Below are 26,990 nucleotides of genomic sequence, written 5' to 3' on the forward strand. Positions count from 1 at the left end.
CACACGCATGTCGGTTTTCAAGCGTTCGCTGTGGTTGGCCTTTCTGTTGTGCACGCAGCAGGGGCTCGCGCACGCGGCCGACATCTACGGCTACATCGACAGCAACGGCGTGGCCCACTTTGCGGCCGAGAAGGTCGACGAGCGCTACAAGATCTTCTTCCAGGGCGGCCAGAGCTTCGACACCGCCAAGGGCATTTCGCCGCTGGGCCGTGGCGGCGGCATCAACCGCCGGCTCGACGGCAAGGTGTCGCCGGCCTCGCAGAACCTGCTGGCCATGTTCGAGGCCTCGCCCGGCTACAAGACCGCCAAGTCGGCGCTGCGCGATGCGTCGAGCAAGCACGCCATCGACTACGAGCTGCTGCAGGCGCTGGTCGCCACCGAGTCTGGCTTCGACGCAAAAGCCGTGTCGCCCAAGGGCGCGATGGGGCTCATGCAGCTCATGCCCGCCACGGCGCAGCGCTACGGCGTGGCGACGGACAAGCGCGGCACGATCGAGAAAAAGCTGTTCGACCCGCACATCAACATCGCCGCCGGCTCGCGCTACCTGCGCGACCTGATCGCCATGTTCCCAGGCCAGATCGAGCTCGCATTGGCCGCCTACAACGCGGGCGAGGGCGCGGTGCAGCGCGCGGGCAACAAGATCCCGAACTACAAGGAAACGCAGAACTACGTGCAGACCGTGCTGCAGCTGTACGCGTACCTGAAACCCTCGGCCGTGACCGTGGGCGGCAACCTGCGCAGCGGCAGTGGCAGCAGCGGCGGCAAGACGCCGGGGCGCATCCGCATGGAGATGTCGGTGCCCAAGGGCGGTGCGATCGGTCGCGGCAACATGCCGTCCGAGTCGCCGCGCAACGTGCCGACGATGCCCGAGGTTCCTGAACTGTCCGACGTGCCGACCAGCGCGGCCGAGCCGGGCGATGCGTCGCCGCCGTCTCCGTTGTCCTGACGCCGAAGACCGCGATGCACCCCTCTTTCACTTCGGGCTGAGCGCACCACGCACGCAGCCCCACGCAACTGTTTTCTTTCTCTCTTCTTCATGGACGACTCTCAACCTCCGCTCGACCTTGCAGGCCCCACCGACGGCGACACCACCCTCACGCTGGCCGACTACGCGCAGACCGCCTACCTCGAATACGCCCTGAGCGTGGTCAAGGGCCGCGCGCTGCCCGATGTGTCCGACGGCCAGAAGCCGGTGCAGCGGCGCATCCTGTATTCGATGTCGCGCATGGGCCTGGGCTTCGGCGGCACCAACGGCACCGTGGGCGCCAAGCCCGTGAAGAGCGCGCGCGTCGTCGGTGACGTGCTCGGCCGCTTCCACCCGCACAGCGACCAGGCCGCCTACGACGCGCTGGTGCGCATGGCGCAAGACTTCTCGCAGCGCTATCCGCTGGTCGACGGCCAGGGCAACTTCGGCAGCCGCGACGGCGACGGCGCCGCGGCCATGCGCTACACCGAGGCGCGCCTGGCGCGCATCACCAGCCTGCTGCTCGACGAGATCGACGAAGGCACGGTCGACTTCATTCCCAACTACGACGGCAGCACCGAAGAGCCGCGCCTGCTGCCCGCGCGGCTGCCGTTCACGCTGCTCAACGGCGCCAGCGGCATCGCCGTGGGCCTGGCCACCGAAATTCCGAGCCACAACCTGCGCGAGATTGCCGACGCCTGCGTGGCGCTGATCAAGTCGAACGGCAAGCTCAGCGAAGAAGAACTGCTGGCGATCGTGCCCGGCCCCGACTACCCGGGCGGCGCGCAGATCATCAGCGGCGCCAGCGACATCGCCGATGCGTACCGCACCGGCCGCGGCTCGCTCAAGGTGCGCGCGCGCTGGACGATCGAAGACCTCGCGCGCGGCCAGTGGCAGCTCGTCGTCAACGAACTGCCGCCCGGCGTCAGCACGCAGAAGGTGCTCGAAGAGATCGAGGAAATCACCAACCCGAAGGTCAAGGCCGGCAAGAAGGCGCTGAGCGCCGACCAGACCCAGCTGAAGGCCGCGATGCTGTCGATGCTCGACGTGGTGCGCGACGAGTCGAGCAAGGACGCCGCCGTGCGCCTCGTGTTCGAGCCCAAGACCTCGCGCATCAGCCAGGACGAGTTCGCGACCACGCTGCTGGCACAGACCTCGCTCGAGACCTCGTCGTCGATCAACCTCACGATGGTCGGCATCGACGGCAAACCCACGCAGAAGTCGCTGCGCCAGATGCTCAACGAGTGGATCGCGTTCCGCGAGATCACCGTCGAGAAGCGTTCGCGGTTCCGCCTGAACAAGGTCATGGACCGCATCCACATCCTCGAGGGTCGGCAGTTGGTGCTGCTGAACATCGACGAGGTGATCGCGATCATCCGCGCGGCCGAAGACCCCAAGGCTGCGCTCATTGCGCGCTTCAGCCTCAGCGAAATCCAAGCGGAAGACATTCTTGAAATCCGGCTGCGCCAGCTTGCGCGACTGGAGGCTATCAAGATCCAGCAGCAACTCGATGAGTTGCGCTTGGAACAGAAAAAACTCGAAGACATCCTCTCCAGCCCGGCCACGCTGCGCCGCCTGCTGGTGAAGGAAATCGAAGCCGACGCCAAGACCTTCGAAGACCCGCGCCGCACGCTCATCCAGGCCGAGAAGCGCGCCGTGGCCGAGGTGAAGGTGGTCGACGAGCCCGTCACCGTGATCGTGTCGCAGAAGGGCTGGGTGCGCGCGCAGAAGGGCTGGGCCAGCGAGAAGGCGGCCGGCAACGGCGGCACCGCGCCCGAGTACAGCTTCAAATCGGGCGACACGCTCTACGGCGCCTTCGAATGCCGCAGCGTCGACACGCTGCTGGTCTTCGGCAGCGCCAAGGACAAAAGCGTGCGCGTCTACACCGTGCCCGTGGCCTCGTTGCCCGGCGCGCGCGGCGACGGCCAGCCCGTCACGACGCTCATCGAGCTCGATGCCGGCACGCACGTCACGCACTTCTTCGCGGGCCCGGTGGGCGCCTGCGTGCTGCTGGCCAACACGGGCGGCTACGGCTTCATGGCCACCGTCGAGAACATGATGTCGCGCCAGCGCGGCGGCAAGGCCTTCATCGATGTGGGCGAGGGCGAGCAGCTGTGCCGTCCGTCGCTGGTGGGTGGTGCGAGCGGCGCCGAGCCGATGCCGGCCGCCACGCACGTGGCCTGCGCCTCGAGCGGCAAGCGCATCCTGACCTTCGACATCACCGAGCTCAAGAGCCTGCCCAAGGGCGGTCGCGGCCTGACGCTGATCGACCTGGAGGCCAAGGACACGCTGGCCGGTGCGGTGGCCTACACGCGCAGCGTGCGGATCGAAGGCATCGCCCGCGGCGGCAAGGAGCGCGAGGAAACGCTCGAGATCCGCTCGCTCAACAACGCGATGGGGACCCGCGGGCGCAAGGGCAAGGTGGCCGACCTCGGGTTCGCGCCGGCGAGCGTCGTGCGGGTGCTCTGATGCTGGGCGGCATCGACATCAGCATCCTCGGCGTGATCCTCGCCGTGGTCACGGGCTTCGGCAGCTACATCCTGGGGCGCCGCATGCGCGAGAAGCGCCAGGGCAAGCGGCGCGCGAAAGACCGCGCCATCGCGCAGGCCAACGAGACGCGCCAGGTGCGGCGCGCGCGCGAGCGGCGCGAGCAGGAAGGCAAATAAGCGGGCGGCCTCACCAGCCGTCGTAGCCGCCAACGTTCTCGCGCGTCACGAGCTTCGACGGCAACAGCAGCACGCGCTGCGGCGGTGCCTGGCCCTTCAGGAGCTTCAATCCGATCTCGGCTGCCCGCTGGCCCATCAACGTGGGCGACTGCGTGGCGCTGCCGGCGATCAAGGTGGCGGGGTCACGCAGCCGCTGCACCACTTCCGGCGAGCCGTCCATCGCGGTGATCACGAGGTCCCGGCGTCCCGCGACCTGGGCCGCCAGCTCCGCGCCGATGCCGCACAGGTCGTTGATGGCGAACACGCCCGACAGCTTCGGATGTTGCGCGAGCAGCCGCGTCATCTGTTCCACGCCGCCGTCCTTGGTGGCGCCGCCGTTCAATGCCATCGGCACGACGCGCACGCCGGGTGCGGCGTTCAATGCCTCGCGGCAGCCGCCGACACGGCCCACCGCGGCCGTGTTCGGCGGACCGTCGATGATCGCCACTTCGCCCTTGCCGCCGAGCCTGCGCACCAGGTGTTCGCAGGAGAGCTTGCCGGCCGCGCGGCTGTCGGTCACCACGGCTGCATCCGCGCCTTGCACGAGCGCATCGACCGCCACCACCTTGATGCCGGCGGCGCGCGCCTCCGCGACGCGGGCGTGCAGGCTGGTCGAATCGACCGGCGTCACGATCACCAGCTGCACGCGCTGGCGGATCATTTCCTTGAGCTGCTCGTCCTGCCGCTGCGGATCGAACCCGCTGGACACGACCGTGATGTGCGCCGCGCCGCGACTGTCTTCGGTCAGCGTGCTTTCCACCGCGCGCGCGATGTAGGCAAAGAAGGGGTTGCGCAGGTCGCTCACGAGCACGCCGACGTACGGGCCCTTGCCATGGTTGGCATGTGTCGCGAGCGCGCTGCCCGCGGGGCCTGCGGCGAGGAGGAGGGCCAGCAGCCAGGTGCGCCAGGGACGTTTCATGGGCATGGGTGCGAGGGCCTCGTTGCGAGAGGGGCCGGTGAAGGGGTGGGGATGATGACATGTTCCGCACCGCCTCGCATCCGCGATCTGCGGCAGCAAGCGCGAGTGAATGGACGGACCTACCAGCCCCGGTAGGTGCCGATGTTGTCGCGGGTAGGCAGCGTGGGCGGCAGCAGCGTCAGACCTGGAGGCAGAAGGGGTTGCCCAGGTCGCTGACGCTCAGGCCGATGTGCGGCGCATGGGGGCGCCTCCTTCGCTTTGCCCTTGTGGCCCGCGATCGATGCCAGCACGCGCCCCGCGGCGAAACCCCTGGCGATACGCGCCAGGCGGCGCCTCGGGGCGCGTGTCGAGATGGCGGGGATGCCGCCTCCTTTCTTGCCGATTCTTCTTGTGATCACCTTGCTCCCTGTGGCTGCTGCCTTGCAGATGACGGTGTCGTCCGCGATCGGCGTCCGGTGAGGGATTCGTCGCGGCGACACGGCGATTGAACCGGCCGCTGGTTAACTGTCTGTAAACCTTCCAAAAGTGGCGCGCAACATTTGATACGCACACCGCTGCGTGAACGGTGCGCTCCTCACTTCAGCCCGGCCCACCAACGCACGTTGGTGCGCGCCTGGCCCACCGTGAGCACCTCGCCGATCACCGGCGTGGCCAGGTCGATCTTCTTGGCCTGCGCCAGGTCGGCGATGCGGTCCAGCGGGTCGTGCCAGGTGTGGAAGGCCAGGTCGAAGGTGCTGTTGTGCACCGAATAGAGCACCTTGCCGCGCAGGTCTTCGAAGGCCTGCACGCTCTGCTCGGGCGTCATGTGCACGCCGGGCCAGTAGGCGTCGTAGGCGCCGTTTTCCATCAGCGCCAGGTCGAAGCCGCCGAAGCGCTCGCCGATCTGCTTGAAGCCGGGGAAGTAGCCCGAGTCGCCGCTGTAGAAGATGCGCTGGTCGCCGCTTTGCACCACCCACGAGGCCCACAGCGTGCGGTCGCGGTCGGTCAGCGTGACCGCGCGGCCCGAGAAGTGCTGTGCGGGCGTGGCCGTGAGCTTCACGCCCGCATGCTCGCCGCCTTGCCACCAGTCGAGCTCGGTCACGCGCTCGGCGGGCACGCCCATCTCGATAAGCCGGGCGCGCACGCCCAGCGGCACGAAGTAGCGCTGCACGCGCGTGGCCAGGTACTCGATTGTGGCCACGTCGAGGTGGTCGTAGTGGTCGTGCGAGAGGATCACGGCCTCGATCGGCGGCAGCTGCTCCAGCTGGATCGGCGGCTTGTGGAAGCGCTTCGGCCCGACCCAGGTGAAGGGCGAGACGCGCTCGCTGAACACGGGGTCGATGAGCCAGTACTTGCCCTTGAGCTTCAGCAGGTGCGACGAGTGGCCCAGGCGCACCACATGGTTGGCGTCGGCCGCGAGCGTGTCGAGCGCCTGGGGCGTCAGGGCGCGCACCGGAATGGGGTCGACCGGCACGGTATCGACCTTGCTGCCGACGATGAAGCGCGACCAGATCCGCCACGTGCTGGCGGCGGGCTGCAGCTCGGGGTTGGGCATGTTCTGGAACACCCCACCCTTGAACTGCGGTGAGTTGTCGTAGCGCGTTTCCCCGCCGCCGGCGCTGCTGCAGCCGGCCACGAACGCGCAGCCCGCCGTGGCGAGCACCGCGCTGCGGCGCAGCAGCCGGGGTAAATAAGCGCCTTGCGAATCCGATTCGTCAGCCATGGGAAAGCCCTCTGCGTGTGTGTTGGTCTTGAGGCGCGAGACTAGCGGGAGTCGGCCTTTCAATGGTTTCAGCGACAGAAACATTCGGCGGGCGGGGGCAATCCGCGGGCCGGCGGCATACTCCGGCGATCCACGTCCACAGCCTTTCATCGCCATGAAAACTGCCATCCTCGTCATCGACATGCAGCGCGGCCTTTGCGACGATCCGCCCCGGCCGTACGAGGCTGAAGCGGTCATCGGCCGCATCAACGCGCTCACGGCGCGGGCCCGCGCGGCCGGCGTGCCGGTGGCCTTCGTCCAGCACGAGAACGCGATCGACCTGGAGTTCGACTCCGAGCGCTGGCAGCTGGCCGATGCCTTGCAGGTGACGCCGGCGGACGCGCGCCTGCGCAAGACCACGCCCGACTCGTTCCTGCGCACGCCGCTGGAGGCCTGGCTGTCGGGGCAGGGCGTGCGGCGCGTGGTGGTCTGCGGCTATTCGTCGGAGTTCTGCGTGGACACCACCGTGCGCCGCGCCGCCGCGCTGGGCTACGAGGTGGTGCTGGCGGCCGACGCCCACACCTCGCACGACAAGCCGCATGCCAAGGGCGCCTTCATCCGCGCGCACCACAACGCGACGCTGTCGGACATCACGAGCTTCGGTGTGCCGATCCGCGCGATCGACAGTGCGGACGTTGTTTTCGGCGATTGATCGGGATGGCGTTCGGGGTGCGTGCGCAGCCGATCAACGACCGCCCTGAACCCGAGCTTCAGTCCGCCCCCGCCCGCCACACCCGCGCGAGCGCCGCCAGCTTGCCCCGCAAACTCAGCTTGTCGTTCGACAGCGCATCGATGAAGTCCGACAGCCGCTGCGACTTCACCATCGTGTAGATCGTGAGCCAGGTGGTGAGCACGAACACCACGCCGAACCAGATCGCCTTGCGCCACAGCGGCGCCTCGGCTTCGGCCAGCAGATTCATGCCGAGGAAGCCGGTGGTGACGGTGCCGATGAGGCCGAACAGCGTGACCACCGTGAGCCGCACGACGGTGCTGGCCTGCCGGCGCAGGCTGTCGGCATCGAGGTAGGTGTTCATGTCGGCGATGCGCGCCTTGACCTCGTCGTACAGCGGGTCGAGCCCGAGGTGCGCGGCGCACATGTGCGAGAGCGCGCGCACCTGCGCCTGCTCCGAAATCTCGTGGAACCAGTAGCGGTGCGTGAAGCGCAGAAAGCGCTCGAAGCTCGCGCGGATGGCGCGCTTGAACTGCTTCACGCTCGGCGTGCTGCGGATGTCGAGCTTCTTGAGCGCCTCGACCAGCTGGTCCGAGAACATCAGCAGCGAGGCCTTCTGGAAATGCGCGATGAGGAACAGCAGGAAGTGCTGGTGCCTGAACTGCGCGAGCACGCCGCGGTCGCGGCAGCAGAAGAACTCGGAGCGCGCGTCGCCCACCACGATGAGCGCGTGGCCGTTGCACAGGTAGCGCGTGTTGGGCGCCGCGCCCGCGTTCACCCAGAAGCGGTCGTAGCAGTACTTGTGCTCTAAGTCGGCCAGGTGGTGCTCGGCATAGGGCAGGTGGGCGTCGGCCCCGCCCGCGCCGGTGACGAGCGCGAGCCGCACGAAGTCGTCGCGCGTGAGGCGGCGCGGGTCGTCCATCGACAGGTACGCCATCACCGGCATGCGGTAGTACTCGATCTGGCGGTAGCGCAGCACGCCGGGGTCGTCCGAATGGTCGCTCACCAGCGGCTGCATCAGGTAGGCCCAGTGCGCGGCGATGCGCGGCGCGCGGTGCTGGGCCACGTGCGACAGGAAGGCGTCGCGCTGCTGTGCGTCGGAGGCGGCGAGCACGCGGCCGTCGGCGTCCAGCCACTCGACGCTGGCCATGCAGTGCAGGGCGGCGCCGTCGGGCTCCCAGCCCGAAGGGTAGGCGCGGCCGAAGCGGTAGAGGATGTCCTGCGCCTGCGCCAGGCTCAGGTGGTCGGTGCCGACCTCGAGGTTGAGCAGCACCACGTCGATGTCGAAGAAGAAGTACAGGTCGCAGTGAATCACGTCGAGCGTGACGGGCGCCTCGCCGGGGTGCGCCACCAGCCGCACGGACGCGATGTCGCGGCGGCGGAACACGCGCATCGGCGAGTCGCCGTCGCTGCCCGTGCCGTCAGTGCTGCCGCGCGATCGGCCTTCGCCGTACAGGAAGCGCTGCACGTAGGGCAGGAAGCTCACGAACTCGTTGTAGTGGCGCTCGTGGAAGCGGCCGCTGTCGCCGGTGTATTCGTCGACCTCTTCGCGCCAGGGCGAGGCCTCGCCCAGGTCGCGCAGCACGTGCCAGGGGCCGTGGTGCGTGGGCGCCGCGCCGGGCGCCGGCACGAGGCGCAAGGGCCAGAGCAGCGCCTGCCGGAAATGCTGCACGACGGGGCCGGTGGCCGGGGTGCCTGCCGGGGAAGAAGTGGGGTCCGCGTGGGGGTTCGGCATCGCGCCAGTGTAGGCAGGCGGGTGAGTCAAAACGCCCACCTAGGGGAATCCCTAGCTAGGTCTGAAACCGGTTTCATTTAAGCTGCAAGCATTCCTTTCAGGGTCTGCGCACGGCCTGGCCGTGCACGCTCCGCCATGAACTACCAGTTCCAATTCGACGCCGTCTTTGCCGCCTGGCCGCTGCTGCTCAAGGGCACGTGGATCACGGTGCAGCTCTCGCTCACCGCCACCTTGCTGGGGCTGGTGGTGGCCATCTTCTGTGCCTGGGGCAAGACCTCGGGGCCGGGCTGGCTGCGCTTCATCGTCAATGCCTACATCGAGGTGATCCGCAACACGCCGTTCCTCGTGCAGCTGTTTTTCTTCTTCTTCGCACTGCCGGCCATCGGCCTGCGCTGGTCGCCGCAGACGGCCGCGCTGGTGGCGATGGTGGTGAACCTGGGCGCCTACGCCACGGAGATCATCCGCGCGGGCATCGAGTCAATTCCCAAGGGGCAGATCGAGGCGGGCCGCGCGCTCAACCTCAAGCCGTGGGAGATCTTCCGCTTCGTGATCATCAAGCCCGCGCTGAAGGCGATCTACCCGGCGCTCACGAGCCAGTTCATTTTGCTGATGCTGAGCTCGGCGGTGGTGTCGGTCATCTCGGCCGACGACCTGACCTCGGTGGCCGCCAACCTGCAGTCGCAGACCTTCCGCAGCTTCGAGATCTACATCGTCGTGGCCGGCATCTACCTCGCGCTGGCACTGGCTTTTTCGGCCATGTTCAAGCTGATCTACAAGCGCACGCTCAACTACCCGGACCGCCGGTAACTGACTGACCACGACGGACGGAGCACACACCATGCGCACCTTCGGTTTTCCCGAATTCCTTTTCATCCTCGAAGCGGCCCAGTGGACGCTCGCGTTGTCGGCCATCGCCTTCGTGGGCGGCGCCATCCTGGGGCTGCTCATCGCGCTGATGCGCACGTCGGAATCGACGTGGGCGCGCGCCGTGTCGACCACCTTCATCCAGATCTTCCAGGGCACGCCGCTGCTGCTGCAGCTGTTCCTGGTGTTCTTCGGCGCGCCGGTGCTGGGGCTGGACATCAACCCGTGGGTCGCCGCGGGCGTGGCGCTGGTCCTGAACAGCGCGGCCTTCCTGGGCGAAATCTGGCGCGGCTGCATCCAGGCCATTCCGCGCGGCCAGTGGGAGGCGGCGCAGGCGCTGAACCTGCACTACGTGGCGCGCATGCGCGACGTGGTGCTGCCGCAGGCCTTCAAGATCGCGCTGGCGCCCACGGTGGGCTACCTGGTGCAGATCATCAAGGGCACGTCGCTCGCGGCCATCATCGGTTTCGTCGAGATCACGCGCGCCGGGCAGATCGTCAACAACGCCACCTTCCAGCCGCTCATCGTGTTCTCGGTGGTGGCCGCCATCTACTTCGTGATCTGCTGGCCGTTGTCGCTGCTGGCAGCCCGCATGGAGCGCAAGCGCGCCCAGGCGCTCGCACGTTGACCCTTTTCGCTTTTCCTTTCTCGTCGCTTCCTTTCTTTATTCAGGAGACACATCCAATGACCGTTACCACCACCCGCCGCGCTGCCATCGCCGCCCTGGGCCTCGGCGCCGCGCTGACCGTGTTCGCTCCCTTCGCTTCGGCGCAAAGCATGGCCGACATCAAGAAGAAGGGCGAGATCACCATCGGCATGCTGGTCGACTTCCCGCCCTACGGCACCACCGACGCCAAGAACCAGCCCGACGGCTACGACGCCGACGTGGCCAAGCTGCTGGCGAAAGACTGGGGCGTCAAGGCCAACATCGTGCCGGTCACCGGCCCGAACCGCATTCCGTTCCTGCTGACCAACAAGGTCGACCTGCTGGTGGCTTCGCTGGCCGTGACGCCCGAGCGCGCCAAGCAGGTGCAGTTCTCGCAGCCCTACGCGGCCGCAACGATCGTGCTGTACGGCGCGACCAAGACCTCCATCAAGGCCGCAGGCGACCTGAAGGGCCTGCGCGTGGGCGTGGCCCGCGCGTCGACGCAAGACGTGGCCGTGACCAAGGCCGCACCCGAAGGCACCGAGATCCGTCGCTTCGACGACGACGCCTCGGCCATGCAGGCGCTGATCTCGGGCCAGGTCGATGCGATCGGCTGCTCGGTCACGGTGGCGGCGCAGATCGCCAAGCGCGTGCCGGCCAACACCTTCGAAAACAAGTTCACGCTGGTGCAGCAGTCGATGGGCATCGCGATGCGTCCGGGCCAGGAAGAACTCACCAAGGCCGTGAACGCCTTCGTGCAGAAGAACACCGCCAATGGCGAGCTGAACAAGCTCTATCAAAAGTGGCTGCAGGCCGACCTGCCCAAGATGCAGTGAGCCCCCGCGGCTGAAGAAGAAGGAATCCTGGCATGACGACGGAATCGATCATCCGCATGGAAGCGGTCAACAAGTGGTACGGTGAATTCCAGGTGTTGACCGGCATCGACCTGTCGGTGCGCCAGGGCGAGCGCATCGTGATCTGCGGGCCCTCGGGCTCGGGCAAGTCCACGCTCATCCGCTGCATCAACCGGCTCGAGACGGTGCAAAAGGGCCGCATCGTGGTCGACGGCATCGACCTCACGGCGGGCGGCAAGAACGTGGATGCGGTGCGTGCCGAGGTCGGCATGGTGTTCCAGCAGTTCAACCTGTTCCCGCACCTCACCATCCTGGAGAACTGCACGCTGGCGCCGATGCGCTCGCGCGGCATGACCAAGGCGCAGGCGGAAGAGGTGGCCATGAAGTACCTCACGCGCGTGCGCATTCCCGAGCAGGCGAAGAAGTACCCGAGCCAGCTCTCGGGCGGCCAGCAGCAGCGCGTGGCGATTGCGCGTGCGCTGTGCATGTCGCCCAAGATCATGCTGTTCGACGAGCCCACCTCCGCGCTCGACCCCGAGATGGTCAAGGAAGTGCTCGACACCATGATCGGCCTGGCCGAAGACGGCATGACCATGCTGTGCGTGACGCACGAAATGGGCTTTGCCCGCAGCGTGGCCGACCGTGTGATCTTCATGGCCGACGGCAAGATCGTCGAGCAGGCGCCGCCGCAGGAGTTCTTCGGCAACCCCAAGGACGAGCGCACGCGCCAGTTCCTCGGGCAAATTCTCAGCTCGCACCAAGCCCACTGATGGCCTTCGAAGTTCTGATTTCTCTGTCGTCCTTCGGTGCGGCCGAGGTGGGGCGGCACGGCCAGCTCTGGTGCTCGCAACTCTCGCGCGCGGCCGGTGCCGATTCGGTGGAAGTGCGCGGCGAAATGTTGCGCGACGCCGATGCGGAACTGCCTGCGCTGAACGGTCTTGCTTCCGTGTACTCCAGCCCCGAGGGCCTGTGGGCCGAAGGCGGCTGGCTCGACAGCGCCGCGCTGCAACGCGGCATCGCCGCCGCCACGCGCGTGGGCGCGAAGCGGCTCAAGATGTCCATCGGCGACTTCCAGGCTTCGTCGCACGGTTCGCTCTGGGGCCTGAAAGTCGCGCTGGCCGAAACCCGCGTGGAGCTGCTGATCGAGAACGACCAGACCGTGCGCGCCGGCACGCTGGCCGCGCTGCAGACCTTCTTCGACGTGGCCGACCGCGCCGGCGTGCCGCTGGGCATGACCTTCGACATGGGCAACTGGCACTGGCTCGGCGAGTGCCCGCTGCAGGCCGCGCAGGCGCTCGGCCACCGCGTGCGCTACGTGCATTGCAAGGGCGCGCAGCGCCTGCCGCACAAATGGGTGGCGGTGCCGCTGGGCGACTCGGTCGCGCCGTGGCGTGCGGTGCTGCGCGCACTGCCGGCCGACGTGCCGCACGCCATCGAATACCCGCTCGTGGGCGACGACCTGCTGGCCGTCACCCGCGCGCAGATCGACTTCATCCGCGCCGCACGGGCGTAGGAACACACACATGACGCAACCCACCGCCTTCGACGTCGCGCTGTTCGGCGAAGCCATGCTGCTGCTCGTGGCCGACCGGCCCGGCCCGCTGGAAGACGCAGAGGCGTTCCACAAGCGCACCGCCGGTGCCGAGACCAACGTGGCCATCGGCCTGTCGCGCCTGGGCCTGAAGGTCGGCTGGGCCAGCCGCCTGGGCACCGACTCCATGGGCCGCGCGCTGCTGGCCGCGATGCGCGCCGAAGGCATCGACTGCTCGCACGTGATCACCGACGCGACGCAGCGCACCGGCTTCCAGTTCAAGGGCCGCGTCACCGACGGCAGCGACCCGCCGATCGAATACCACCGCAAGGGCTCGGCCGCCAGCCACATGGGCCCGGCCGACGTCGACGAAACCTGGCTGCGCTCGGCGCGCCACCTGCACGCCACCGGCGTGTTCGCCGCCATCTCCGAGACCAGCCTGCAGGCCGCGCTCAAGTCGATGGACGTGATGCGCGCCGCAGGCCGCACCATCTCGTTCGACACCAACCTGCGGCCCACGCTGTGGTCGTCCACCGAAACGATGCGCCACTGGGTGAACGAACTCGCGTCGCGCGCCGACTGGGTGCTGCCCGGCATCGAAGAGGGCCTGCTGCTCACGGGCCACGACAAGCCCGAAGACGTGGCGAAGTTCTACCGCGAACGCGGCGCGAAGCTGGTCGTCGTCAAGCTCGGCGCGGCCGGCGCCTACTACGACAGCGACGTGGCCGGCACCGGCCATGTAGCCGGCTTCCCGGTGAAGGAAGTGATCGACACCGTGGGCGCGGGCGACGGCTTTGCGGCCGGCGTGGTGAGCGCGCTGCTCGAAGGCCGCAGCGTGCCCGACGCGGTGCGCCGCGGCGCCTGGATCGGCGCGCGCGCCGTGCAGGTGCTCGGCGACACCGAAGGCCTGCCGACGCGGGCGCAACTCGAAGAAGCGGGACTCTGATGACCAAGAAGAATGTGCTGGTGTTCCGGCCGCTGCCCGAGGATCAGCTCGCGCGCCTGCAGTCGGTGCACCACGTCACCGTGGCTGATCCGCGCAAGGAGCCCGGGGCCTTTGCGACTGCGCTCGCCACCGCGCATGGCCTGATCGGCTCCAGCCACCCGGTCGATGCCGCGCTGCTCGATGCGGCGCCGCAGCTCGAAGTGATTTCGAGCGTGTCGGTCGGCGTCGACAACTACCCGCTGGCCGAACTGCACAAGCGCCACATCGTGCTGTGCCACACGCCCGACGTGCTCACCGAGACGGTGGCCGACACGGTGTTCGCGATCCTCATGGCCACGCAGCGCCGGGTGGTCGAGCTGTCGACGATGGTGCGCGAAGGCCGCTGGACCAAGAACATCGGCGAGGAATTCTTCGGCACCGACGTGCACGGCAAGACGCTGGGCATCCTCGGTTTCGGCCGCATCGGCCAGGCCGTGGCGCGCCGCGCCGCGCTGGGCTTCGGCATGCCGGTGCTCTACCACGCGCGCCGCCCGGTCGACCTGGCCGCGCAGGCGCCCGAGCTGCAAGGCCGCGCCACGCACACGCCGCTGGACGACCTGCTCGCGCGCGCCGACATCGTGCTCGCGATGCTGCCGCTGACCGACGCCACGCGCGGCATGATCGACGCCGCCTTCTTCGCGCGCATGAAGCCGGGCGCGTCGTTCATCAACGGCGGCCGTGGCGCCACCGTGAACGAAGCCGCGCTGCTCGACGCGCTGGACCACGGCACCTTGCGCGCCGCCGGCCTCGACGTGTTCGCGAAAGAGCCGCTGCCGGCCGAGTCGCCGCTGCGCACACACCCGCGCGTCACGCCGCTGCCGCACATCGGCTCGGCCACGCACGAGACGCGGCACGCCATGGCCGAGCTGGCCACGACCAACCTGCTGCAGGTGCTGGCCGGCCAGAAACCCACGGCACCCTACGACACCGCCGCCGCCTGACATGAAGCCCACAGGCCGCGCCACCATCGCCGACGTCGCCGAAGCCGCGGGCGTCTCCAAGGCCACCGTCTCGCGCTTCCTGAACCACCGCGAGCGCCTGCTGAGCCCCGACATCGCCGCGCGCGTCGAGGCCGCCATCGCCAAGCTGGCGTACTCGCCCAGCCCGATGGCGCAGGCGCTGAGCCACGGCCGTTCGCGGCTCATCGGCCTGATCGTGGCCGACATCACCAACCCGTACTCGGTGGCCGTGCTGCGCGGCGCCGAGAAGGCCTGCCAGGACGCCGGCTACCTCGTGATGCTGTTCAACCTCGGCAACGAGAGCGAACGCGAGCGCGAGGCCATCGATGCGCTCGCGGGCTACCAGGTCGACGGCTTCATCCTCAACACACTGGGGCGCGGCAGCAACGTGGTCGATGCGGTCACGCTGCACGGCAAGCCGGCCGTGCTGGTCGACCGCCGGCACACGGGCATGCACACCGACTTCGTCTCGCTCGACAACCACGCCGCCATGCGCGACACCTGCGGCCACCTGGTCGAGGGCGGCTACCGCGAGCTGCTGTACGTCACCGAGCCGCAGAAGGGCGTGAGCTCGCGGCGCGAGCGCACGGCCGCCTTCGGCGCCTGCGTGGCCGCGCACGAGCCGCGCGTGGCGGGCGAGGTCTTCGAATCGGTCGAGGGCGAGAACGACGCGCTCGACGACGCCTTGCGCGCGCTGCGCCAGCGGGCCAAACGGGGCCGCCGCGCGGCGGTGGTCGCGGGCAATGCCGTGGTCACGCTGCGCGTGGCGCAGGCCATGGCGCGGCTGGACTGGCGCTTCGGCGCCGACCTGGGCTTCGTGGGCTTCGACGATCCCGAATGGGCCTCGCTCATCGGGCCGGGCCTGAGCACCGTGGCGCAGCCGACCGACGAGATCGGCCGCGCCGCGGCCACCTGCCTCATCGAGCGCCTGCGCGGGCTCGACGCGGCGCCGCGTCAGCTCTTGCTGCCCGGCGAACTCATGGTGCGAGGCTCATCGACGGCGCTGCCGTAGCGGATGCCGCGAAGGAGGCCGGCCCGCGCATCCAGCCGGCCGCGCGCTCCGCGATCATGATCGTCGGCGCGTTGGTGTTGCCGCCGATCAGCGTCGGCATCACCGAGGCATCGACCACGCGCAGGCCCGCGATGCCGTGCACGCGCAGCTGCGGGTCGACCACCGCCATCGCATCCACGCCCATCTTGCAGGTGCCCACCGGGTGGTAGATGGTGTCGGCGCGCGCGCGGATGTGCGCTTCGAGCTGCGCGTCGGTGTGGGCGTCGGCGGTGTAGACCTCGCGGTGGCGGTACTTTTCGAGCGCGGGCGATCGCATGATTTCGCGCGTCTTCTTCACGCCCTGCAGCAGCAGCGCCATGTCTTCCGGGTCGGCCAGGAAGCGCGGATCGATGCGCGGCGCCGAGTCGGGGCTGGCGTCGTTCAGCCGCACGTCGCCCCGGCCCTTGGGGCGCAGCACGCACACATGGCACGAGAAGCCGAAGCCCGCGTGCAGCTTGCGCGCATGGTCGTCGGTGATCGCGATCACGAAGTGCAGCTGCAGGTCGGGCCGGCGCAGCTCGGGCGACGACTTGATGAAGGCCCCGCCTTCCGCGAACGGCGTGGCGACCAGTCCCGTGCCGTCGCGGCGCCACTGGCCGATGGCCTTCAGCAGGTGCAGCCCGCCGACCGGGCCGATGCCGAACATGTCGGTTTGCTTCGACTTGTAGGCGACGATGAAGTCGCAGTGGTCCTGCAGGTTCTGCCCCACGCCGCGCAGCGCGTGTCGCACGGCGATGCCGTGGCGCGCGAGCTCGTCGGGGTCGCCGATGCCCGAGAGCATCAGCAGCTGCGGCGAGTTGAAGGCGCCGCCGCACAGCGCGACCTCGCGGCGCGCACGAATGGTTTCGACGTTGCCGCCGCGCCGCACCTCGACGCCCACCGCGCGCCGGTCTTCGAGCACCACGCGCAGGGCCTGCGTGCCGGTCATCACCGAGAGGTTGGGGCGCTGGTCCATCACCGGGTGCAGGTAGGCCGCGGCGGCCGAGCAGCGCTCGCCGTTCTTCGCACCGCCGTGGAACTGCGTCACCTGGTAGAGCCCCGCGCCTTCCTGCTCGGGGCCGTTGAAGTCGTCGTTGCGCGCAATGCCGCACTCGGCCGCGGCGCGCACGAAGGCCTCGGTGATGGCGCGCGGGCTTTGCTGCTCCGACACCTGCAGCGGGCCGTCGGCGCCGTGCAGCGCGCTGGCGCCGCGCTGGTTGCCCTCGGCGCGCAGGAAGTGCGGCAGCACCTCGTCGAAACTCCAGCCGGCGCAGCCTGCGCGCGCCCAGTCGTCGTAGTCCTCGCGGTGGCCGCGCACGTAGAGCATGGCGTTGATCGCGCTGGAGCCGCCCAGGCAGCGCCCGCGCGGCTGGTAGCCGCGCCGCCCGTTCAGGCCGGGCTGCGGCACGGTCTGGTAGGCGTAGTTGTTGATGCGCGGACGGCCCGGGAGCATCGCCACCACGGCGGCCGGCGCCCGCACGAGGATGCCGCGGCCGTCGCCGCCGGCTTCGATGAGGCAGACCGTCACCGACGGGTCCTCGCTCAGGCGCGAGGCCAGCGTGGCGCCGCCCGAGCCGCCGCCCACGATCACGTAGTCGAATTCCGCCATGGCTTCTGGTCCTTCTTGTCGTTGGATGTGAGGATGCCCGTGCGCCGATGCGCGCACCGGCATTGTGGCCAGCGTCCCCGGGGTCGGACTCCACGGGTTTCCCCTGCCGTGGGCCCCCCGGGGGCTTTACCGATGCTTCACCCAGCGGACAAATTGCAACGCGCCCCCCGTGGCCCAATGCGCCTTCGGAGCGCTCGACCCTGCGCCCGCCCTTCAACGCTCTGCCCATGCACCTGCTTTCAGACGCGACGATATTCACCGAGGTCCGCTTCTGGGGGCTGGTGCTGTGCTCGCTGGTGCTGCCCGCCGCGATCTTCGTCACGCTGTTCGTGCGGCGCGAGTTCTCCAAGACCACCGTGCTGGCCTTCGGCCTGCTGCTGATCGTGCTGGCAGGTGCGGACATCTTCCTGCTGCGCGCACTGGCGCGGCTGGCGCAGGCCACGCCTTCGCTGGCGGACGATCTTGTCTTCTCATCGGAGCTGTCGATCGCGCTGTACATCTTTCCGGCGGCGTTCGGCACCATCGGGCTGAACATGGTGTCGCACGTGCTCATGCACTACCTGAAGCAGAAGGAAGCGCGGTTCGAGGCCCACCGGCAGGCACCGACGTCGGCACCGCCAGGGCGCCGGGGTTCGCGCGTGCTGCGCCACCGTCGCGCGGCATCGCGCATGTCGCCCCGGCCGGGCTCGCGCACGGCGGCGGCGCGCCGTCCGCCTGCCGACCGCTGAGGGCGATACCCGGCGGGTTTCCTCCGGCACCCACGGGGAACCGTGGGGTTCGACGCCGGTTGCCGCCAGAATCGAAGGATGCCCGCCACCATCCTGTTGATCGACGACCACGCGATGTTTCGCGAAGGCCTGTTCCTCGCGCTGCGCGAAGCCGAGCCGACGATGACCGTCGCCACGGCCCGCAACGGCGCCGAAGCGCTCGAGGCGCTCGCCACCTTGCCCCAGCTCGACGCGGTGATGACCGACTACTACCTGCCCGACCTCGGTGGCGCGGCCCTGCTGGCCGAGCTGCACCGGCGGCGCGGCGGCCTGCGCATCCTGGTGCTGTCGGCCTCCGAAGATCCGCAGGACATCGATACCGCACTCGATGCCGGCGCGCAGGGCTTCGTGCACAAGTCGGCCGACAGCCAGCAGCTCATGGGCGCGCTGCGCCGCGTCATGGCGGGCGAGCAGAACGTGGTGCAGGCCTCGCCGGCGGGCGGTGCGTCGCTGCCCGTGCTGTCGACGCCCACCGACGTGCTGAGCACGCTCACGGCGCGGCAGGCCGAGGTGCTGCAGCTGTTGTGCGAAGGGCTGCGCAACGCCGAGATCGCGCTGCGCCTGGCCACCAGCGAGAAGACGATCAAGGCGCACATCTCGGCGATCTTCGGCGCGCTCGGCGTGACCAGCCGCACGCAGGCCGTGATCGCGGCGCGGCGCGCGGGGATGCTCGGGCGCCCGCGCTAGCGCCGCAACGCGGTCAGCGCGGCTGCTGCTGCGTCGTGCAGTGGATGCCGCCGCCACCGGCGGCAATGGCGTCGATGTCGAGCTGCACCACCTCCCGCTTGGGGAACAGCTCGCGCAGCAGCGCACGGGCGTTGCCGTCGGCGCGCGCGTCGCCGAACTGCGGCGCAATGACGGCGCCGTTGCAGACATAGAAGTTGATGTAGCCCGCCGCGAACTCGTCCGACTCGTAGGTGCTGCGCACCGTCTCCGGGCCGCGCAGCACTTCCACGCGCAGGCGCTGGCCGCGGGCATCGGTGGCCTGGCGCAGGATCTCCAGGTGGCGCCGGGTCACGGCGTGGTCGTAGGAGTCGGGGTCGTCGTCCAGGCCCGCGACCACCACGCCCGGCGCGGCAAAGCGCGCGTAGAAATCGGTGTGACCGTCGGTGATGTCGCGGCCCGCGATGCCGGGCAGCCAGATGATCTTGCGCAGGCCCAGCAGGCGCTTGAGCTCGGCCTCGCAGGCCTCCTTGCGCAGGCCCGGGTTGCGGTTGGCGTTGAGCACGCAGCTCTCGGTGATGATCGCCGTGCCCGCGCCGTCGACCTCGATGCCGCCGCCTTCGAGCACGAGCCGCGTGCGCAGGCGCTGCACCTCGGCGGCGTCGGTCACGTACTCGGCCACTTCGGCATCGCGCGCATGCGATTGCTTGTTGCCCCAGCCGTTGAAGTTGAAATCGACGCCGGCCCATTCGCCCGCGCCGTTGCGCACGAACACGGGGCCGGTGTCGCGCATCCAGAGGTCGTCCACCGGCTGCACCTCGAGCGTCACGCGGTTGCCGCACAGGCGCGCGGCCAGCTCGTGCTCCTGTTCGCGCACCAGCAGGTGCACGGGCTCGAAGGCGGCGATGGTGCGGGCGATCTGCGCCAGGTGCTCGCGCGCCGGCTTCAGCAGGCGCCGCCCCCAGACGCGTTCGCTGGGGCCGAAGGACATCCAGGTGGCGCGGTGCGCGTCGCCCTCGTCGGGCATGTGCCAGGTGTCGGGCGCCGCAGCGGTGGCCGTGGCGACCAGGCCCAACGAGGCCAGGGGCGCCAGGCCCATGCCGTGCAGCAGGCGGCGGCGGGTCAGGGGAAGGTGCATGTCGGTCTCCGGAATCAGGGGAGGGGGCGCGGCATCACGCCGGTTCCTGTTGCGTCGTGCAGTGGATGCCGCCGCCGCCCGCGGCGATGGCGTCGATGTCCAGCTGCACGATCTGGTGGCTGGGCAGGTGCGCGGCCAGTGCGGTGCGGGCCGCGCTGTCGGCCACGGCGTCGCCGAACTCGGGCAGGAACACCGCCTTGTCGGTGAGGAAGAAGTTGACATAGCCGGCCGCGAACTCCTTGCGCGCAAAGGTGGGGCGCACCTGGCTGGGCGTCTTCAGCGTGACGATCTGCAAGGGGCGCCCGCGCGCATCGGTGGCGCCGGTCAGCAGCTCCAGGTGGCGGTGTGTCACGGCGTGGTCGTACGATTTCGGGTCGGTGTCCAGCGCCGCCACGACCACGCCGGGCTTGAGAAAGCGCGCATAGAAGTCGGTGTGGCCGTCGGTGATGTCGCGGCCCGCGATGCCCGGCAGCCAGATGATCTTGTCCAGCCCCAGCATGCGCTTGAGTTCGACCTCTGCATCGGCCTTGCTGACGCCCGGGTTGCGGTTCTTGTTGAGCACGCAGCTCTCCGTGATGATCGCCGTGCCCTGGCCGTCGACCTCGATGCCGCCGCCTTCCATCACGAGGCTGCTGCGCAGCAGCGGCACGCCCGTGAGTTCGGCCATGCGCGCGGCCAACGTGGCGTCGCGTGCATGGGCCTGCTGGTTGCCCCAGCCGTTGAAGTTGAAGCTCACGGCGGCGCGCTCGCCACGGGCGTTGCGCACGAAGACGCAGCCGGTGTCGCGCATCCAGAGGTCGTCGATGGCGTGTTCGATCAGGTGCACGTTGGAGCCGCACAGTTGGCGGGCCGTGGAAACATCCGCGGGATTCACCAGCATCTTGACCGGTTCGTAGACGCTGATGGCATTGGCGATGCGCGCCAGCGCCTGGAACACCGGCTGGCGCATCTCGGCCGTCCAGATGGATTCGCGCGCCGCGAAGGCCATCCACACGGCGCGGTGGGCGTCGCCTTCGTCGGGCATGCGCCAGCCGGACGCAGGTGCCGGGGCGGGTGCGGGAGACGGCGAAGGGGTGGGCATGGGCACGGGGAAGGGCGGCAGCATGCCGCTGCCCCCACCACCACCGCCGCCGCCGCAAGCGGTCACGAGTCCACCGAAAAGGCCCAGGCCGCCCAGGCTCAGGAGAGTGCGTCGCGTTGTCATTGGAATCAGGGTTACTACTAAGTTCTAGGAAGCCCCGGATTCTGTCGACGCCTATCTATCTACACAATTGATGTCTTTTCAATGGATTGATCGATTTGGCTCATATCGCCAGCGTCTTCCTGCGCAAACCGCCGCAGGCTGTTGAACACCTCCCGCACCAGCGGCAGGCGTGAGGGGCCTTCGGCGCACGCGATCCAGAGGGTGCCCAGCGGCAGGCTCGGGGTGTCCGGCCACTGCCGCAATTGCCCCGTGCGCAAGGCGTCGTCGGCCAGCAGGCGCGAGACCAGCGCGATGCCCCGGCCGCGCAAGGCCGCGTCGAGCACCAGGCGCGGGTCGTCGTAGATCGCGGCCTTGCGCAGGCCGCCGAAATGCGTGCGGATGAAGGGGCCGATGCGGTCGCTCGTGAGGTCTTCTTCGAGGCACAGCAGGCCGAGGTTGGCATCTTCTTTCTGGGCGGGCGGCCCGACGGCCACGAGTTCGTCGGTGAGCAGCGGCACCTCGAACACGCCTTCCTGCCGCAGCGGCGCGCGGGTGATGGCGATGTCCACGTCGAGTTCGTCGATGAAGCGCGCGCTTTCGTCGACCGAAATGATCGGGCACAGGTCGGGGTGCGCCTGCAGCAGCCGGTCGACCCGCGGCTGCAGCCAGCCGCTGGCCACGGGCGCGGGACACACCAGCGTGACGAGCCGGTCGTCCATGTAGGTCTCGATGCGGGCCAGCCCGTTGCGGATGTGCTCGAGCGACTTGCCCACGCTGTCCAGCAGCAGGCTGCCCGCCACCGTCAGCTCCACGCCGCGCCCCTTGCGCCGGAACAGCGGCTGGCCGACCTGCTGCTCCAGCTGCGAGATCTGGTGGCTCACGGCGGACTGCGAGACGAACAGCTCTTCCGCCGCGCGCGAGTAATTGCCCAGGCGCGCCGCCGCCTCGAAGCCGATGAGGAACTTGAAAGAGGGCAGCCGGGTGTTGGACATATGAATGGAGTCGATGAATTCAGCCAAGAAATGTCGCTTTTTCATCGAAGGAATTCAAGTCAGAGTGGGCGTCCCTGCAATTTCTTCTGAAGGACCCTTTGATTTCCAACGATTTCGACGCCCGGCGCGCCGGCCTGCGCATGCCCGCCGAATGGGAGCCGATGGCCGCCACCTGGCTGGGCTGGCCGGTGCTCGACCACCGCGAAGCCCTGTGGGGCGCGCATTACGACGCGGTCTGCCGCGCGTTCGGCCTGCTGGCGCGCACCATCGCGCGCTACCAGCGCTGCATCGTGGCCGCGCATGCACCGCTGGCCGACGCGGCCCGCGCGGCCTGCGGCCCGCAGGTGCGCGTGGTGCCCATCGCGGCCGAAGACAACTGGCTGCGCGACTGCGGCCCGATCTTTCTCGTCGACGAGCACCAGGTCAGCCAGACCGCGGTGGGCTTCCGCTTCAACGCATGGGGCGAGAAGTACCACCCGCATGACGGCTGCCAGCGCGCCGCCGCGGACATCGCCGCGCTGGCCGGCGTGCCGCTGGTGCGTTCGGACATGGTGCTCGAAGGCGGCGCCTTCTACGTGGACGGGCAGGGCACGCTGCTCACCACCGAGAGCTGCCTGCTGCACCCGAACCGCAACCCGGGCCTGCGCAAGCCGCAGATCGAGGCCGAGCTGCGGCGCATGCTCGGTGTGCACAAGATCGTCTGGCTGCCGGGCCACGCGGCCGAGGTGGAGACCGACGGCCACATCGACGGCATCGCGTCGTTCATCGCGCCGGCCCGCATTCTTTTCAATGCGGCCGACCCCGACCAGGGCGACTACTTTCGCGCGATGCAGGAGAACCGCCGCGCGCTCGAACTGGCGACCGACGCGTGCGGCCGTCGCTTCGAGATCCTCGAGCTGCCCGTGCCGCGCGACGTGCACACCTACGGCAGCGCGCGTTTTTGCGACCTCTATTCGAACTACATCCTCGTCAACGGCGCGGTGATCTCGACCGCCTTCGGCGTGCCGCGCGATGCGCAGGCGCGCGAGGTGTTCGCGCGTGCGTTCCCAGGCCGGCGCGTCGAGCTGCTGCCCATCGATGCGATCTCGCGGGGCGGCGGCGCCGTGCACTGCTCGACGCAGCAGCAGCCGATGCGGGGGAATCGCCTGGCCGCGCGCGGCTTCTAGGGCGCGATCAGCTGCGACACCGTCGCCTGCAGCTGCGCCGGGTCCACCGGCTTGTGCAGCATCTGCCAGCCGCGCGCCGCCACGTCGCTCAGGCGGCGCGGATCGGTGTCGCCGCTCACGATCAGCGCGGGAATGGTGTCGTCGTTGTATTCCTCGTGCAGGCGGTCGACCACGTCGATGCCGGTCTCGCCCGCGCGCAGGCGGTAGTCGCTCACGATCAGCGCCGGCTTGCCGGGCTGGCGCGCGGCCAGCGCCAGCAGCTCGTCGCCGCCTTCGGCCGCGATCACGCGCAGGCCCCAGCTTTCGAGCAGCAGCTGCAGGCCCAGGCGGCTTTCGCCGTCGTCCTCGGCCACGAGCACGAGGCGGCCGGTGTCGGCCGGCAGCGGCGCGGGCGGCGCCTCGGGCGCGGGCAGCGCCTGGCGTGCCAGCGGCACCGTCACCGAGAACACCGTGCCCCGGCCGACGCGCGAGCGCAGCGCCAGCGGATGGCCCAGCAGCGCGGCCGTGCGGCGCACGATGGCCAGGCCCAGGCCCAGCCCCTTCGTGCGGTCGCGCTCGGGGTTGCCGAGCTGATGAAACTCCCAGAACACCTGCTCCTGCTCGGTGGGCGGAATGCCGGGGCCGGTGTCCCACACCTCGATGCGCAGCGCGTCGGCGCCCGCGCGGCGGCAGCCGATGAGCACGCCGCCGCGCGCCGTGTAGCGGATCGCGTTTTCCACCAGGTTGCGCAGCACGCGGTCGAGCAGCGCGGGGTCGGAGTGCACCACGGCATCGCCCGCGCGCAAGCGCAGCGACAGCGCCTTGCCCGCCGCCTGCGGCGCGAACTCCAGCTGGATCTGGTCGAGCAGGCCCGCCAGCGCAAACGGCCGTGCCTTCACGCGCACCACGCCCGCGTCGAGCCGCGAGACATTGAGCAGGCCTTCGAACAGCAGCCCCATCGCCGCGGCGGCGCGGCCGATGCTGTCGACCACGTGCCGGCTCGCCGCCGGCAGCGCCTGCCCGCGCAGCACGCCCACGAACAGGCTCAGCGCATGCACCGGCTGACGCAGGTCGTGGCTGGCGGCGGCGAGGAAGCGCGACTTGGCGAGGTCGCTGCGCTCGGCCGCGTCTTTCTCCAGGCGCAGCTGGCGCAGCAGGTAGAGGTTTTCGAAACGCAGCTCGAGCGAATCGACCTGCGTGCGGTACATGCGCTGCGCGAAGGCCAGCGTGACGAACAGGTAGAGCACGCCGGCCGCCGACATCACGCGCAGCAGCACGTCGTCGAGCGTGCCCATCGCGAGGATCGCGGGTGCGAAGTAGGTCACCTGAAAGCCGTAGAGCAGCCCCAGGTCGATGCAGTAGGCATAGATCGCGCCCGTGCCCATGGTGAGCATCGCCACCACGATGAACATCTGCTGCGGCAGCGACACCTGCAGCATCCACCCCGCCAGCGGCAGCCCCCACAGCAAGCCGCCGAGCACCGCGCCGACCATCGCGCCGCGCCGCCAGCGCCGCAGCGCGCCCGGGTCGTGCTCGGCCTGCCGGTAGCGCGCCACCTGCCAGGCGCGCGCCGCCGTCAGCACCGCGTTGGCGGCTACCCAGGCCAGCAACTGCTCGTGCGGCACCGCGCCCCACAGCGCCGCGACCACCAGCCCCGCCGTGAGCATCACGCCGAGCAGCGAGAACGGAAAGTTGCGTCGCAAGGCAGCCATGCGCGCGGCAAAGACGGGGTCGGCGGGCGTCGTGGGTGGGGTGGCGCTCATCGGTGTGTGAAGGGGGAGGAGGTGGGATCGCCGAAGGTGGCGATCTCAAGGTAACGCGTGGCGTGGGGGGCGTCATGGGACTTTAGTCCAATGCGCGCGCACGAAAGCAAACCTAGGATCGCGCCCGTCGTCATTCCCAAAGGTCATTCATGCTGCCTTTCGAATCGAGTTCGCGCACCTCTTCAGGGGCTGTCGCGCCGTGGCGCCTTGCCAGCCGATGCGTGCTGTCGGGGCTGTTGGTTGCTCTGGCTGCATGCGGCGGTGGTGGTGGTTCCGGCGGTGGAGGATTCTTTCCATCGCTCCCCCCTTCGCAGACCGCGACGCCCGCCGTACCCGAGGTGCCCGCGACACCTGAAACCGCACCCGCCGATGCACCCGCCGACCTCCAGGTGCGCTATGCGCCCAAGCGCTACGACTTCAGCTGGCTGCCGGTGTCCGGCGCGACGTCGTATCAGCTGACCGAGGACCCCGACGGCGCCGGTCCGGCAGAGCCGGGCGTGATCGCCACCGACCTGCAGGCGACGAACTTCCAGCACACCGTCGCGCTGCACCGCAGGCTCAACGCGAGCTACACGGTGCGCGCTTGCAATGCAGCGGGTTGCAGTGCGAACTCGGTGCCGCTCGTGCCGGACCCGACGCAGGCCATCGGCTACCTGAAGGCTTCGAACCCCGCAGCGAATGACCAGTTGGGGGTAAGCCTGGCGCTGTCGGCCGACGGCGGGACGATGGCAGTCGGGGCGTATTTGGAAGACAGCAACGCAACCGGCATCGATGGTGATCAGACGAGCGATGCCGCCGCCGACGCTGGCGCCGTCTATGTGTTCAGGCGCATGAACGGCCTCTGGACGCAGCAGGCTTATGTGAAGGCGTCAAACACCGAGGCGGACGACTGGTTTGGCTTCAGCGTGGCCCTGTCTGCAAACGGTGACACGCTGGCGGTCGGCGCGCCGCATGAATCGAGTGGCGCCACCGGCGTCGATGGCAGTCAGTCGGACAACGCGGCGTCGAAATCCGGTGCGGTGTACGTGTACACCCGTTCGGACCAGACCTGGGCGCAGCAGGCGTATGTGAAGGCATCGAACACCGGGGTGGACGACCGGTTCGGCTACGGCGTGGCGATTTCGGCGGACGGCCACACGCTGGCGGTGAGCGCCATCTGGGAGGGCAGCAGCACCACCGGCATCGGCGACGGCAGCTTGTCGAACAACGCGGCGCCTTACGCCGGGGCTGCGTATGTCTATGTCCGTACTGGCAGCGGCTGGTCACAGCAGGCCTACGTGAAAGCGTCGAACACGAAGGCGGGCGACAGCTTCGGCCACGCGATTGCGCTGTCCGCGGACGGCCACACGCTGGCGGTAGGCTCGCTTGGAGAGGACAGCGGCGCCACCGGAGTCGGCGGTGATCAGGCGGACAGCACAGCCTGGGATTCCGGTGCTGTCTACCTGTACACCCGGACTGGCAGCGTCTGGATGCAGCAGGCCTACGTGAAGGCATCGAACACCGGGGCGGGCGACCTCTTCGGCTCTGGCCTGGCCTTGTCGGCAGACGGTCGGACGCTGGCGGTAGGCTCGTACATGGAGGCGAGCAGTACCTCCGGCATCGACGGCAATCAGGCGGACAACAGCGCACCGCAGGCCGGAGCGGTCTATGTGTTTGCACGCGAAGACGGGAGCAGTACGTGGGCGCAGCAGGCCTATGTGAAGGCGCCGAACGCGAGCGCGAACAGCGCCTTCGGTTTCCGCGTCGCCCTGTCGGCGGACGGCAACCTGCTGGCTGTGGCAGCACCTATCGAGGGTGGTGGCGCCATCGGCATCGCCGCGGGAGCCACTGCCGACAGCGCCCCGTCTGCAGGTGCCGCCTACGTTTATGCCCGCAGCGGCGGACTTTGGACTCAGCGAACCTACGTGAAAGCATCGAACACGGATGCGGGGGATTTGTTCGGTTGTGGCCTCGCCCTGTCAGCGGACGGCGGCACGTTGGCAGTGGGTGCGATCAGGGAGAGTGGCGGCGCCACCGGCATCGGCGGCGACCTGGCCGACAACAGCAAGACCGCTGCGGGCGCGGTGTATCTCTACTGAGTGCGGGGCGGGGCGGCAGGCCGCGCATGGCATCATCGTGCGCCGCTTC

Annotated in this window: 24 protein-coding genes; 16 read left to right on the forward strand and 8 right to left on the reverse strand. The window is 69.2% G+C overall.

The genetic code is table 11. The features are described 5' to 3' along the window. Positions 1 to 7 precede the first annotated feature (7 nt). The 3 genes from AC3WQM_RS08700 to AC3WQM_RS08710 all read left to right on the forward strand — a co-directional run bounded on the left by AC3WQM_RS08700 (position 8) and on the right by AC3WQM_RS08710 (position 3,630). Positions 8 to 946, forward strand: coding sequence for a lytic transglycosylase domain-containing protein (locus tag AC3WQM_RS08700; protein ID WP_489057349.1), 939 nt, complete (start codon positions 8 to 10; stop codon positions 944 to 946). Positions 947 to 1,036: 90 nt separating this feature from the next. Then, entirely contained in the window at positions 1,037 to 3,433 is a 2,397-nt protein-coding gene (parC, locus tag AC3WQM_RS08705; RefSeq protein ID WP_492678006.1) for a DNA topoisomerase IV subunit A, read from the forward strand. After that, positions 3,433 to 3,630 (forward strand): hypothetical protein, encoded by a 198-nt coding sequence (locus AC3WQM_RS08710; RefSeq protein ID WP_225617000.1) that lies wholly within the window; start codon positions 3,433 to 3,435, stop codon positions 3,628 to 3,630. The genes parC and AC3WQM_RS08710 overlap by 1 nt, the downstream gene beginning before the upstream one ends. Positions 3,631 to 3,640: 10 nt before the next feature. Here AC3WQM_RS08710 and AC3WQM_RS08715 read toward each other — a convergent pair whose 3' ends face one another. Beyond that, positions 3,641 to 4,594 carry an ABC transporter substrate-binding protein gene (locus tag AC3WQM_RS08715; RefSeq protein ID WP_492678008.1) on the reverse strand — a complete coding sequence of 318 codons (954 nt, stop codon included), beginning with the start codon at positions 4,592 to 4,594 and terminating at the stop codon, positions 3,641 to 3,643. 568 nt (positions 4,595 to 5,162) lie between these two features. Then, positions 5,163 to 6,290 carry an MBL fold metallo-hydrolase gene (locus AC3WQM_RS08720; protein WP_492678010.1) on the reverse strand — a complete coding sequence of 376 codons (1,128 nt, stop codon included), beginning with the start codon at positions 6,288 to 6,290 and terminating at the stop codon, positions 5,163 to 5,165. Between the two features lie 154 nt (positions 6,291 to 6,444). On the opposite strand from AC3WQM_RS08720, the gene AC3WQM_RS08725 reads away from it, so the two are divergent. Beyond that, positions 6,445 to 6,981 carry a cysteine hydrolase family protein gene (locus AC3WQM_RS08725; RefSeq protein ID WP_492678012.1) on the forward strand — a complete coding sequence of 179 codons (537 nt, stop codon included), beginning with the start codon at positions 6,445 to 6,447 and terminating at the stop codon, positions 6,979 to 6,981. 58 nt (positions 6,982 to 7,039) lie between these two features. Here the strand turns inward: AC3WQM_RS08725 and AC3WQM_RS08730 are convergent, their stop codons facing one another. Further along, on the reverse strand, positions 7,040 to 8,734 hold the full coding sequence (locus AC3WQM_RS08730; RefSeq protein WP_492678014.1) for a hypothetical protein: 1,695 nt from the start codon (positions 8,732 to 8,734) through the stop codon (positions 7,040 to 7,042). 135 nt (positions 8,735 to 8,869) lie between these two features. Between AC3WQM_RS08730 and AC3WQM_RS08735 the strand changes: the two genes are divergently transcribed. The 8 genes from AC3WQM_RS08735 to AC3WQM_RS08770 are packed head-to-tail and all read left to right on the forward strand — an operon-like array spanning position 8,870 to position 15,585. Further along, positions 8,870 to 9,541, forward strand: coding sequence for an amino acid ABC transporter permease (locus AC3WQM_RS08735; RefSeq protein WP_056583288.1), 672 nt, complete (start codon positions 8,870 to 8,872; stop codon positions 9,539 to 9,541). A 31-nt stretch (positions 9,542 to 9,572) separates the two neighbouring features. Beyond that, on the forward strand, positions 9,573 to 10,226 hold the full coding sequence (locus tag AC3WQM_RS08740; protein ID WP_369647600.1) for an amino acid ABC transporter permease: 654 nt from the start codon (positions 9,573 to 9,575) through the stop codon (positions 10,224 to 10,226). A gap of 56 nt (positions 10,227 to 10,282) precedes the next feature. After that, on the forward strand, positions 10,283 to 11,080 hold the full coding sequence (locus AC3WQM_RS08745) for a transporter substrate-binding domain-containing protein (RefSeq protein ID WP_307694136.1): 798 nt from the start codon (positions 10,283 to 10,285) through the stop codon (positions 11,078 to 11,080). A 32-nt stretch (positions 11,081 to 11,112) separates the two neighbouring features. Continuing rightward, the gene (locus AC3WQM_RS08750; RefSeq protein ID WP_056583293.1) at positions 11,113 to 11,868 is read left to right on the forward strand and encodes an amino acid ABC transporter ATP-binding protein; all 756 of its coding nucleotides are present in this window, start codon (positions 11,113 to 11,115) and stop codon (positions 11,866 to 11,868) included. Then, positions 11,868 to 12,611, forward strand: a complete 744-nt coding sequence (locus AC3WQM_RS08755; protein WP_492678016.1) for a sugar phosphate isomerase/epimerase family protein — start codon at positions 11,868 to 11,870, stop codon at positions 12,609 to 12,611. The genes AC3WQM_RS08750 and AC3WQM_RS08755 overlap by 1 nt, the downstream gene beginning before the upstream one ends. Positions 12,612 to 12,621: 10 nt before the next feature. Further along, on the forward strand, positions 12,622 to 13,575 hold the full coding sequence (locus AC3WQM_RS08760) for a sugar kinase (RefSeq protein WP_492678018.1): 954 nt from the start codon (positions 12,622 to 12,624) through the stop codon (positions 13,573 to 13,575). Further along, positions 13,575 to 14,555 carry a 2-hydroxyacid dehydrogenase gene (locus tag AC3WQM_RS08765; RefSeq protein WP_492678020.1) on the forward strand — a complete coding sequence of 327 codons (981 nt, stop codon included), beginning with the start codon at positions 13,575 to 13,577 and terminating at the stop codon, positions 14,553 to 14,555. The genes AC3WQM_RS08760 and AC3WQM_RS08765 overlap by 1 nt, the downstream gene beginning before the upstream one ends. A 1-nt stretch (position 14,556) precedes the next feature. After that, positions 14,557 to 15,585 (forward strand): LacI family DNA-binding transcriptional regulator, encoded by a 1,029-nt coding sequence (locus AC3WQM_RS08770; RefSeq protein ID WP_492678022.1) that lies wholly within the window; start codon positions 14,557 to 14,559, stop codon positions 15,583 to 15,585. Here AC3WQM_RS08770 and AC3WQM_RS08775 read toward each other — a convergent pair. Continuing rightward, positions 15,551 to 17,212, reverse strand: a complete 1,662-nt coding sequence (locus AC3WQM_RS08775; RefSeq protein ID WP_492678024.1) for a GMC family oxidoreductase — start codon at positions 17,210 to 17,212, stop codon at positions 15,551 to 15,553. The two genes, AC3WQM_RS08770 and AC3WQM_RS08775, sit on opposite strands and share 35 nt — an antisense overlap. Positions 17,213 to 17,439: 227 nt before the next feature. Here AC3WQM_RS08775 and AC3WQM_RS08780 point away from each other — a divergent pair, with 227 nt between their 5' ends. Further along, positions 17,440 to 17,940, forward strand: coding sequence for a hypothetical protein (locus AC3WQM_RS08780; RefSeq protein WP_492678026.1), 501 nt, complete (start codon positions 17,440 to 17,442; stop codon positions 17,938 to 17,940). Positions 17,941 to 18,018: 78 nt separating this feature from the next. Then, complete coding sequence (locus tag AC3WQM_RS08785) at positions 18,019 to 18,666, forward strand: response regulator (RefSeq protein WP_492678028.1); 648 nt, start codon at positions 18,019 to 18,021, stop codon at positions 18,664 to 18,666. A gap of 13 nt (positions 18,667 to 18,679) precedes the next feature. Here AC3WQM_RS08785 and AC3WQM_RS08790 read toward each other — a convergent pair whose 3' ends face one another. Genes AC3WQM_RS08790 through AC3WQM_RS08800 form a run of 3 tightly spaced genes read right to left on the reverse strand, consistent with a single transcriptional unit; the run spans position 18,680 to position 21,955 of the window. Then, positions 18,680 to 19,780 carry an agmatine deiminase family protein gene (locus AC3WQM_RS08790; protein WP_492678030.1) on the reverse strand — a complete coding sequence of 367 codons (1,101 nt, stop codon included), beginning with the start codon at positions 19,778 to 19,780 and terminating at the stop codon, positions 18,680 to 18,682. 34 nt (positions 19,781 to 19,814) lie between these two features. Next, positions 19,815 to 20,984, reverse strand: coding sequence for an agmatine deiminase family protein (locus AC3WQM_RS08795; RefSeq protein ID WP_492678032.1), 1,170 nt, complete (start codon positions 20,982 to 20,984; stop codon positions 19,815 to 19,817). Positions 20,985 to 21,043: 59 nt separating this feature from the next. Beyond that, positions 21,044 to 21,955 (reverse strand): LysR family transcriptional regulator, encoded by a 912-nt coding sequence (locus AC3WQM_RS08800; protein WP_492678034.1) that lies wholly within the window; start codon positions 21,953 to 21,955, stop codon positions 21,044 to 21,046. Between the two features lie 98 nt (positions 21,956 to 22,053). On the opposite strand from AC3WQM_RS08800, the gene AC3WQM_RS08805 reads away from it, so the two are divergent. Beyond that, entirely contained in the window at positions 22,054 to 23,121 is a 1,068-nt protein-coding gene (locus AC3WQM_RS08805) for an agmatine deiminase family protein (protein ID WP_492678036.1), read from the forward strand. Here the strand turns inward: AC3WQM_RS08805 and AC3WQM_RS08810 are convergent. Further along, positions 23,118 to 24,863, reverse strand: coding sequence for an ATP-binding response regulator (locus tag AC3WQM_RS08810; RefSeq protein ID WP_492678038.1), 1,746 nt, complete (start codon positions 24,861 to 24,863; stop codon positions 23,118 to 23,120). The two genes, AC3WQM_RS08805 and AC3WQM_RS08810, sit on opposite strands and share 4 nt — an antisense overlap. Before the next feature lie 149 nt (positions 24,864 to 25,012). Between AC3WQM_RS08810 and AC3WQM_RS08815 the strand changes: the two genes are divergently transcribed. After that, positions 25,013 to 26,941, forward strand: a complete 1,929-nt coding sequence (locus AC3WQM_RS08815) for an FG-GAP repeat protein (RefSeq protein WP_492678040.1) — start codon at positions 25,013 to 25,015, stop codon at positions 26,939 to 26,941. Positions 26,942 to 26,990: the final 49 nt, after the last annotated feature.

The sequence above is a fragment of the Variovorax sp. FW301-JW7 genome (assembly GCF_058788795.1).

Coding starts and splice junctions, on each gene's coding strand:
- AC3WQM_RS08700 (WP_489057349.1), top strand. CDS start 8: ATGTCGGTTTTCAAGCGTTCGCTGTGGTTGGCCTTTCTGTTGTGCACG.
- parC (WP_492678006.1), top strand. CDS start 1,037: ATGGACGACTCTCAACCTCCGCTCGACCTTGCAGGCCCCACCGACGGC.
- AC3WQM_RS08710 (WP_225617000.1), top strand. CDS start 3,433: ATGCTGGGCGGCATCGACATCAGCATCCTCGGCGTGATCCTCGCCGTG.
- AC3WQM_RS08715 (WP_492678008.1), bottom strand. CDS start 4,594: ATGCCCATGAAACGTCCCTGGCGCACCTGGCTGCTGGCCCTCCTCCTC.
- AC3WQM_RS08720 (WP_492678010.1), bottom strand. CDS start 6,290: ATGGCTGACGAATCGGATTCGCAAGGCGCTTATTTACCCCGGCTGCTG.
- AC3WQM_RS08725 (WP_492678012.1), top strand. CDS start 6,445: ATGAAAACTGCCATCCTCGTCATCGACATGCAGCGCGGCCTTTGCGAC.
- AC3WQM_RS08730 (WP_492678014.1), bottom strand. CDS start 8,734: ATGCCGAACCCCCACGCGGACCCCACTTCTTCCCCGGCAGGCACCCCG.
- AC3WQM_RS08735 (WP_056583288.1), top strand. CDS start 8,870: ATGAACTACCAGTTCCAATTCGACGCCGTCTTTGCCGCCTGGCCGCTG.
- AC3WQM_RS08740 (WP_369647600.1), top strand. CDS start 9,573: ATGCGCACCTTCGGTTTTCCCGAATTCCTTTTCATCCTCGAAGCGGCC.
- AC3WQM_RS08745 (WP_307694136.1), top strand. CDS start 10,283: ATGACCGTTACCACCACCCGCCGCGCTGCCATCGCCGCCCTGGGCCTC.
- AC3WQM_RS08750 (WP_056583293.1), top strand. CDS start 11,113: ATGACGACGGAATCGATCATCCGCATGGAAGCGGTCAACAAGTGGTAC.
- AC3WQM_RS08755 (WP_492678016.1), top strand. CDS start 11,868: ATGGCCTTCGAAGTTCTGATTTCTCTGTCGTCCTTCGGTGCGGCCGAG.
- AC3WQM_RS08760 (WP_492678018.1), top strand. CDS start 12,622: ATGACGCAACCCACCGCCTTCGACGTCGCGCTGTTCGGCGAAGCCATG.
- AC3WQM_RS08765 (WP_492678020.1), top strand. CDS start 13,575: ATGACCAAGAAGAATGTGCTGGTGTTCCGGCCGCTGCCCGAGGATCAG.
- AC3WQM_RS08770 (WP_492678022.1), top strand. CDS start 14,557: ATGAAGCCCACAGGCCGCGCCACCATCGCCGACGTCGCCGAAGCCGCG.
- AC3WQM_RS08775 (WP_492678024.1), bottom strand. CDS start 17,212: ATGGCGGAATTCGACTACGTGATCGTGGGCGGCGGCTCGGGCGGCGCC.
- AC3WQM_RS08780 (WP_492678026.1), top strand. CDS start 17,440: ATGCACCTGCTTTCAGACGCGACGATATTCACCGAGGTCCGCTTCTGG.
- AC3WQM_RS08785 (WP_492678028.1), top strand. CDS start 18,019: ATGCCCGCCACCATCCTGTTGATCGACGACCACGCGATGTTTCGCGAA.
- AC3WQM_RS08790 (WP_492678030.1), bottom strand. CDS start 19,780: ATGCACCTTCCCCTGACCCGCCGCCGCCTGCTGCACGGCATGGGCCTG.
- AC3WQM_RS08795 (WP_492678032.1), bottom strand. CDS start 20,984: ATGACAACGCGACGCACTCTCCTGAGCCTGGGCGGCCTGGGCCTTTTC.
- AC3WQM_RS08800 (WP_492678034.1), bottom strand. CDS start 21,955: ATGTCCAACACCCGGCTGCCCTCTTTCAAGTTCCTCATCGGCTTCGAG.
- AC3WQM_RS08810 (WP_492678038.1), bottom strand. CDS start 24,863: ATGAGCGCCACCCCACCCACGACGCCCGCCGACCCCGTCTTTGCCGCG.
- AC3WQM_RS08815 (WP_492678040.1), top strand. CDS start 25,013: ATGCTGCCTTTCGAATCGAGTTCGCGCACCTCTTCAGGGGCTGTCGCG.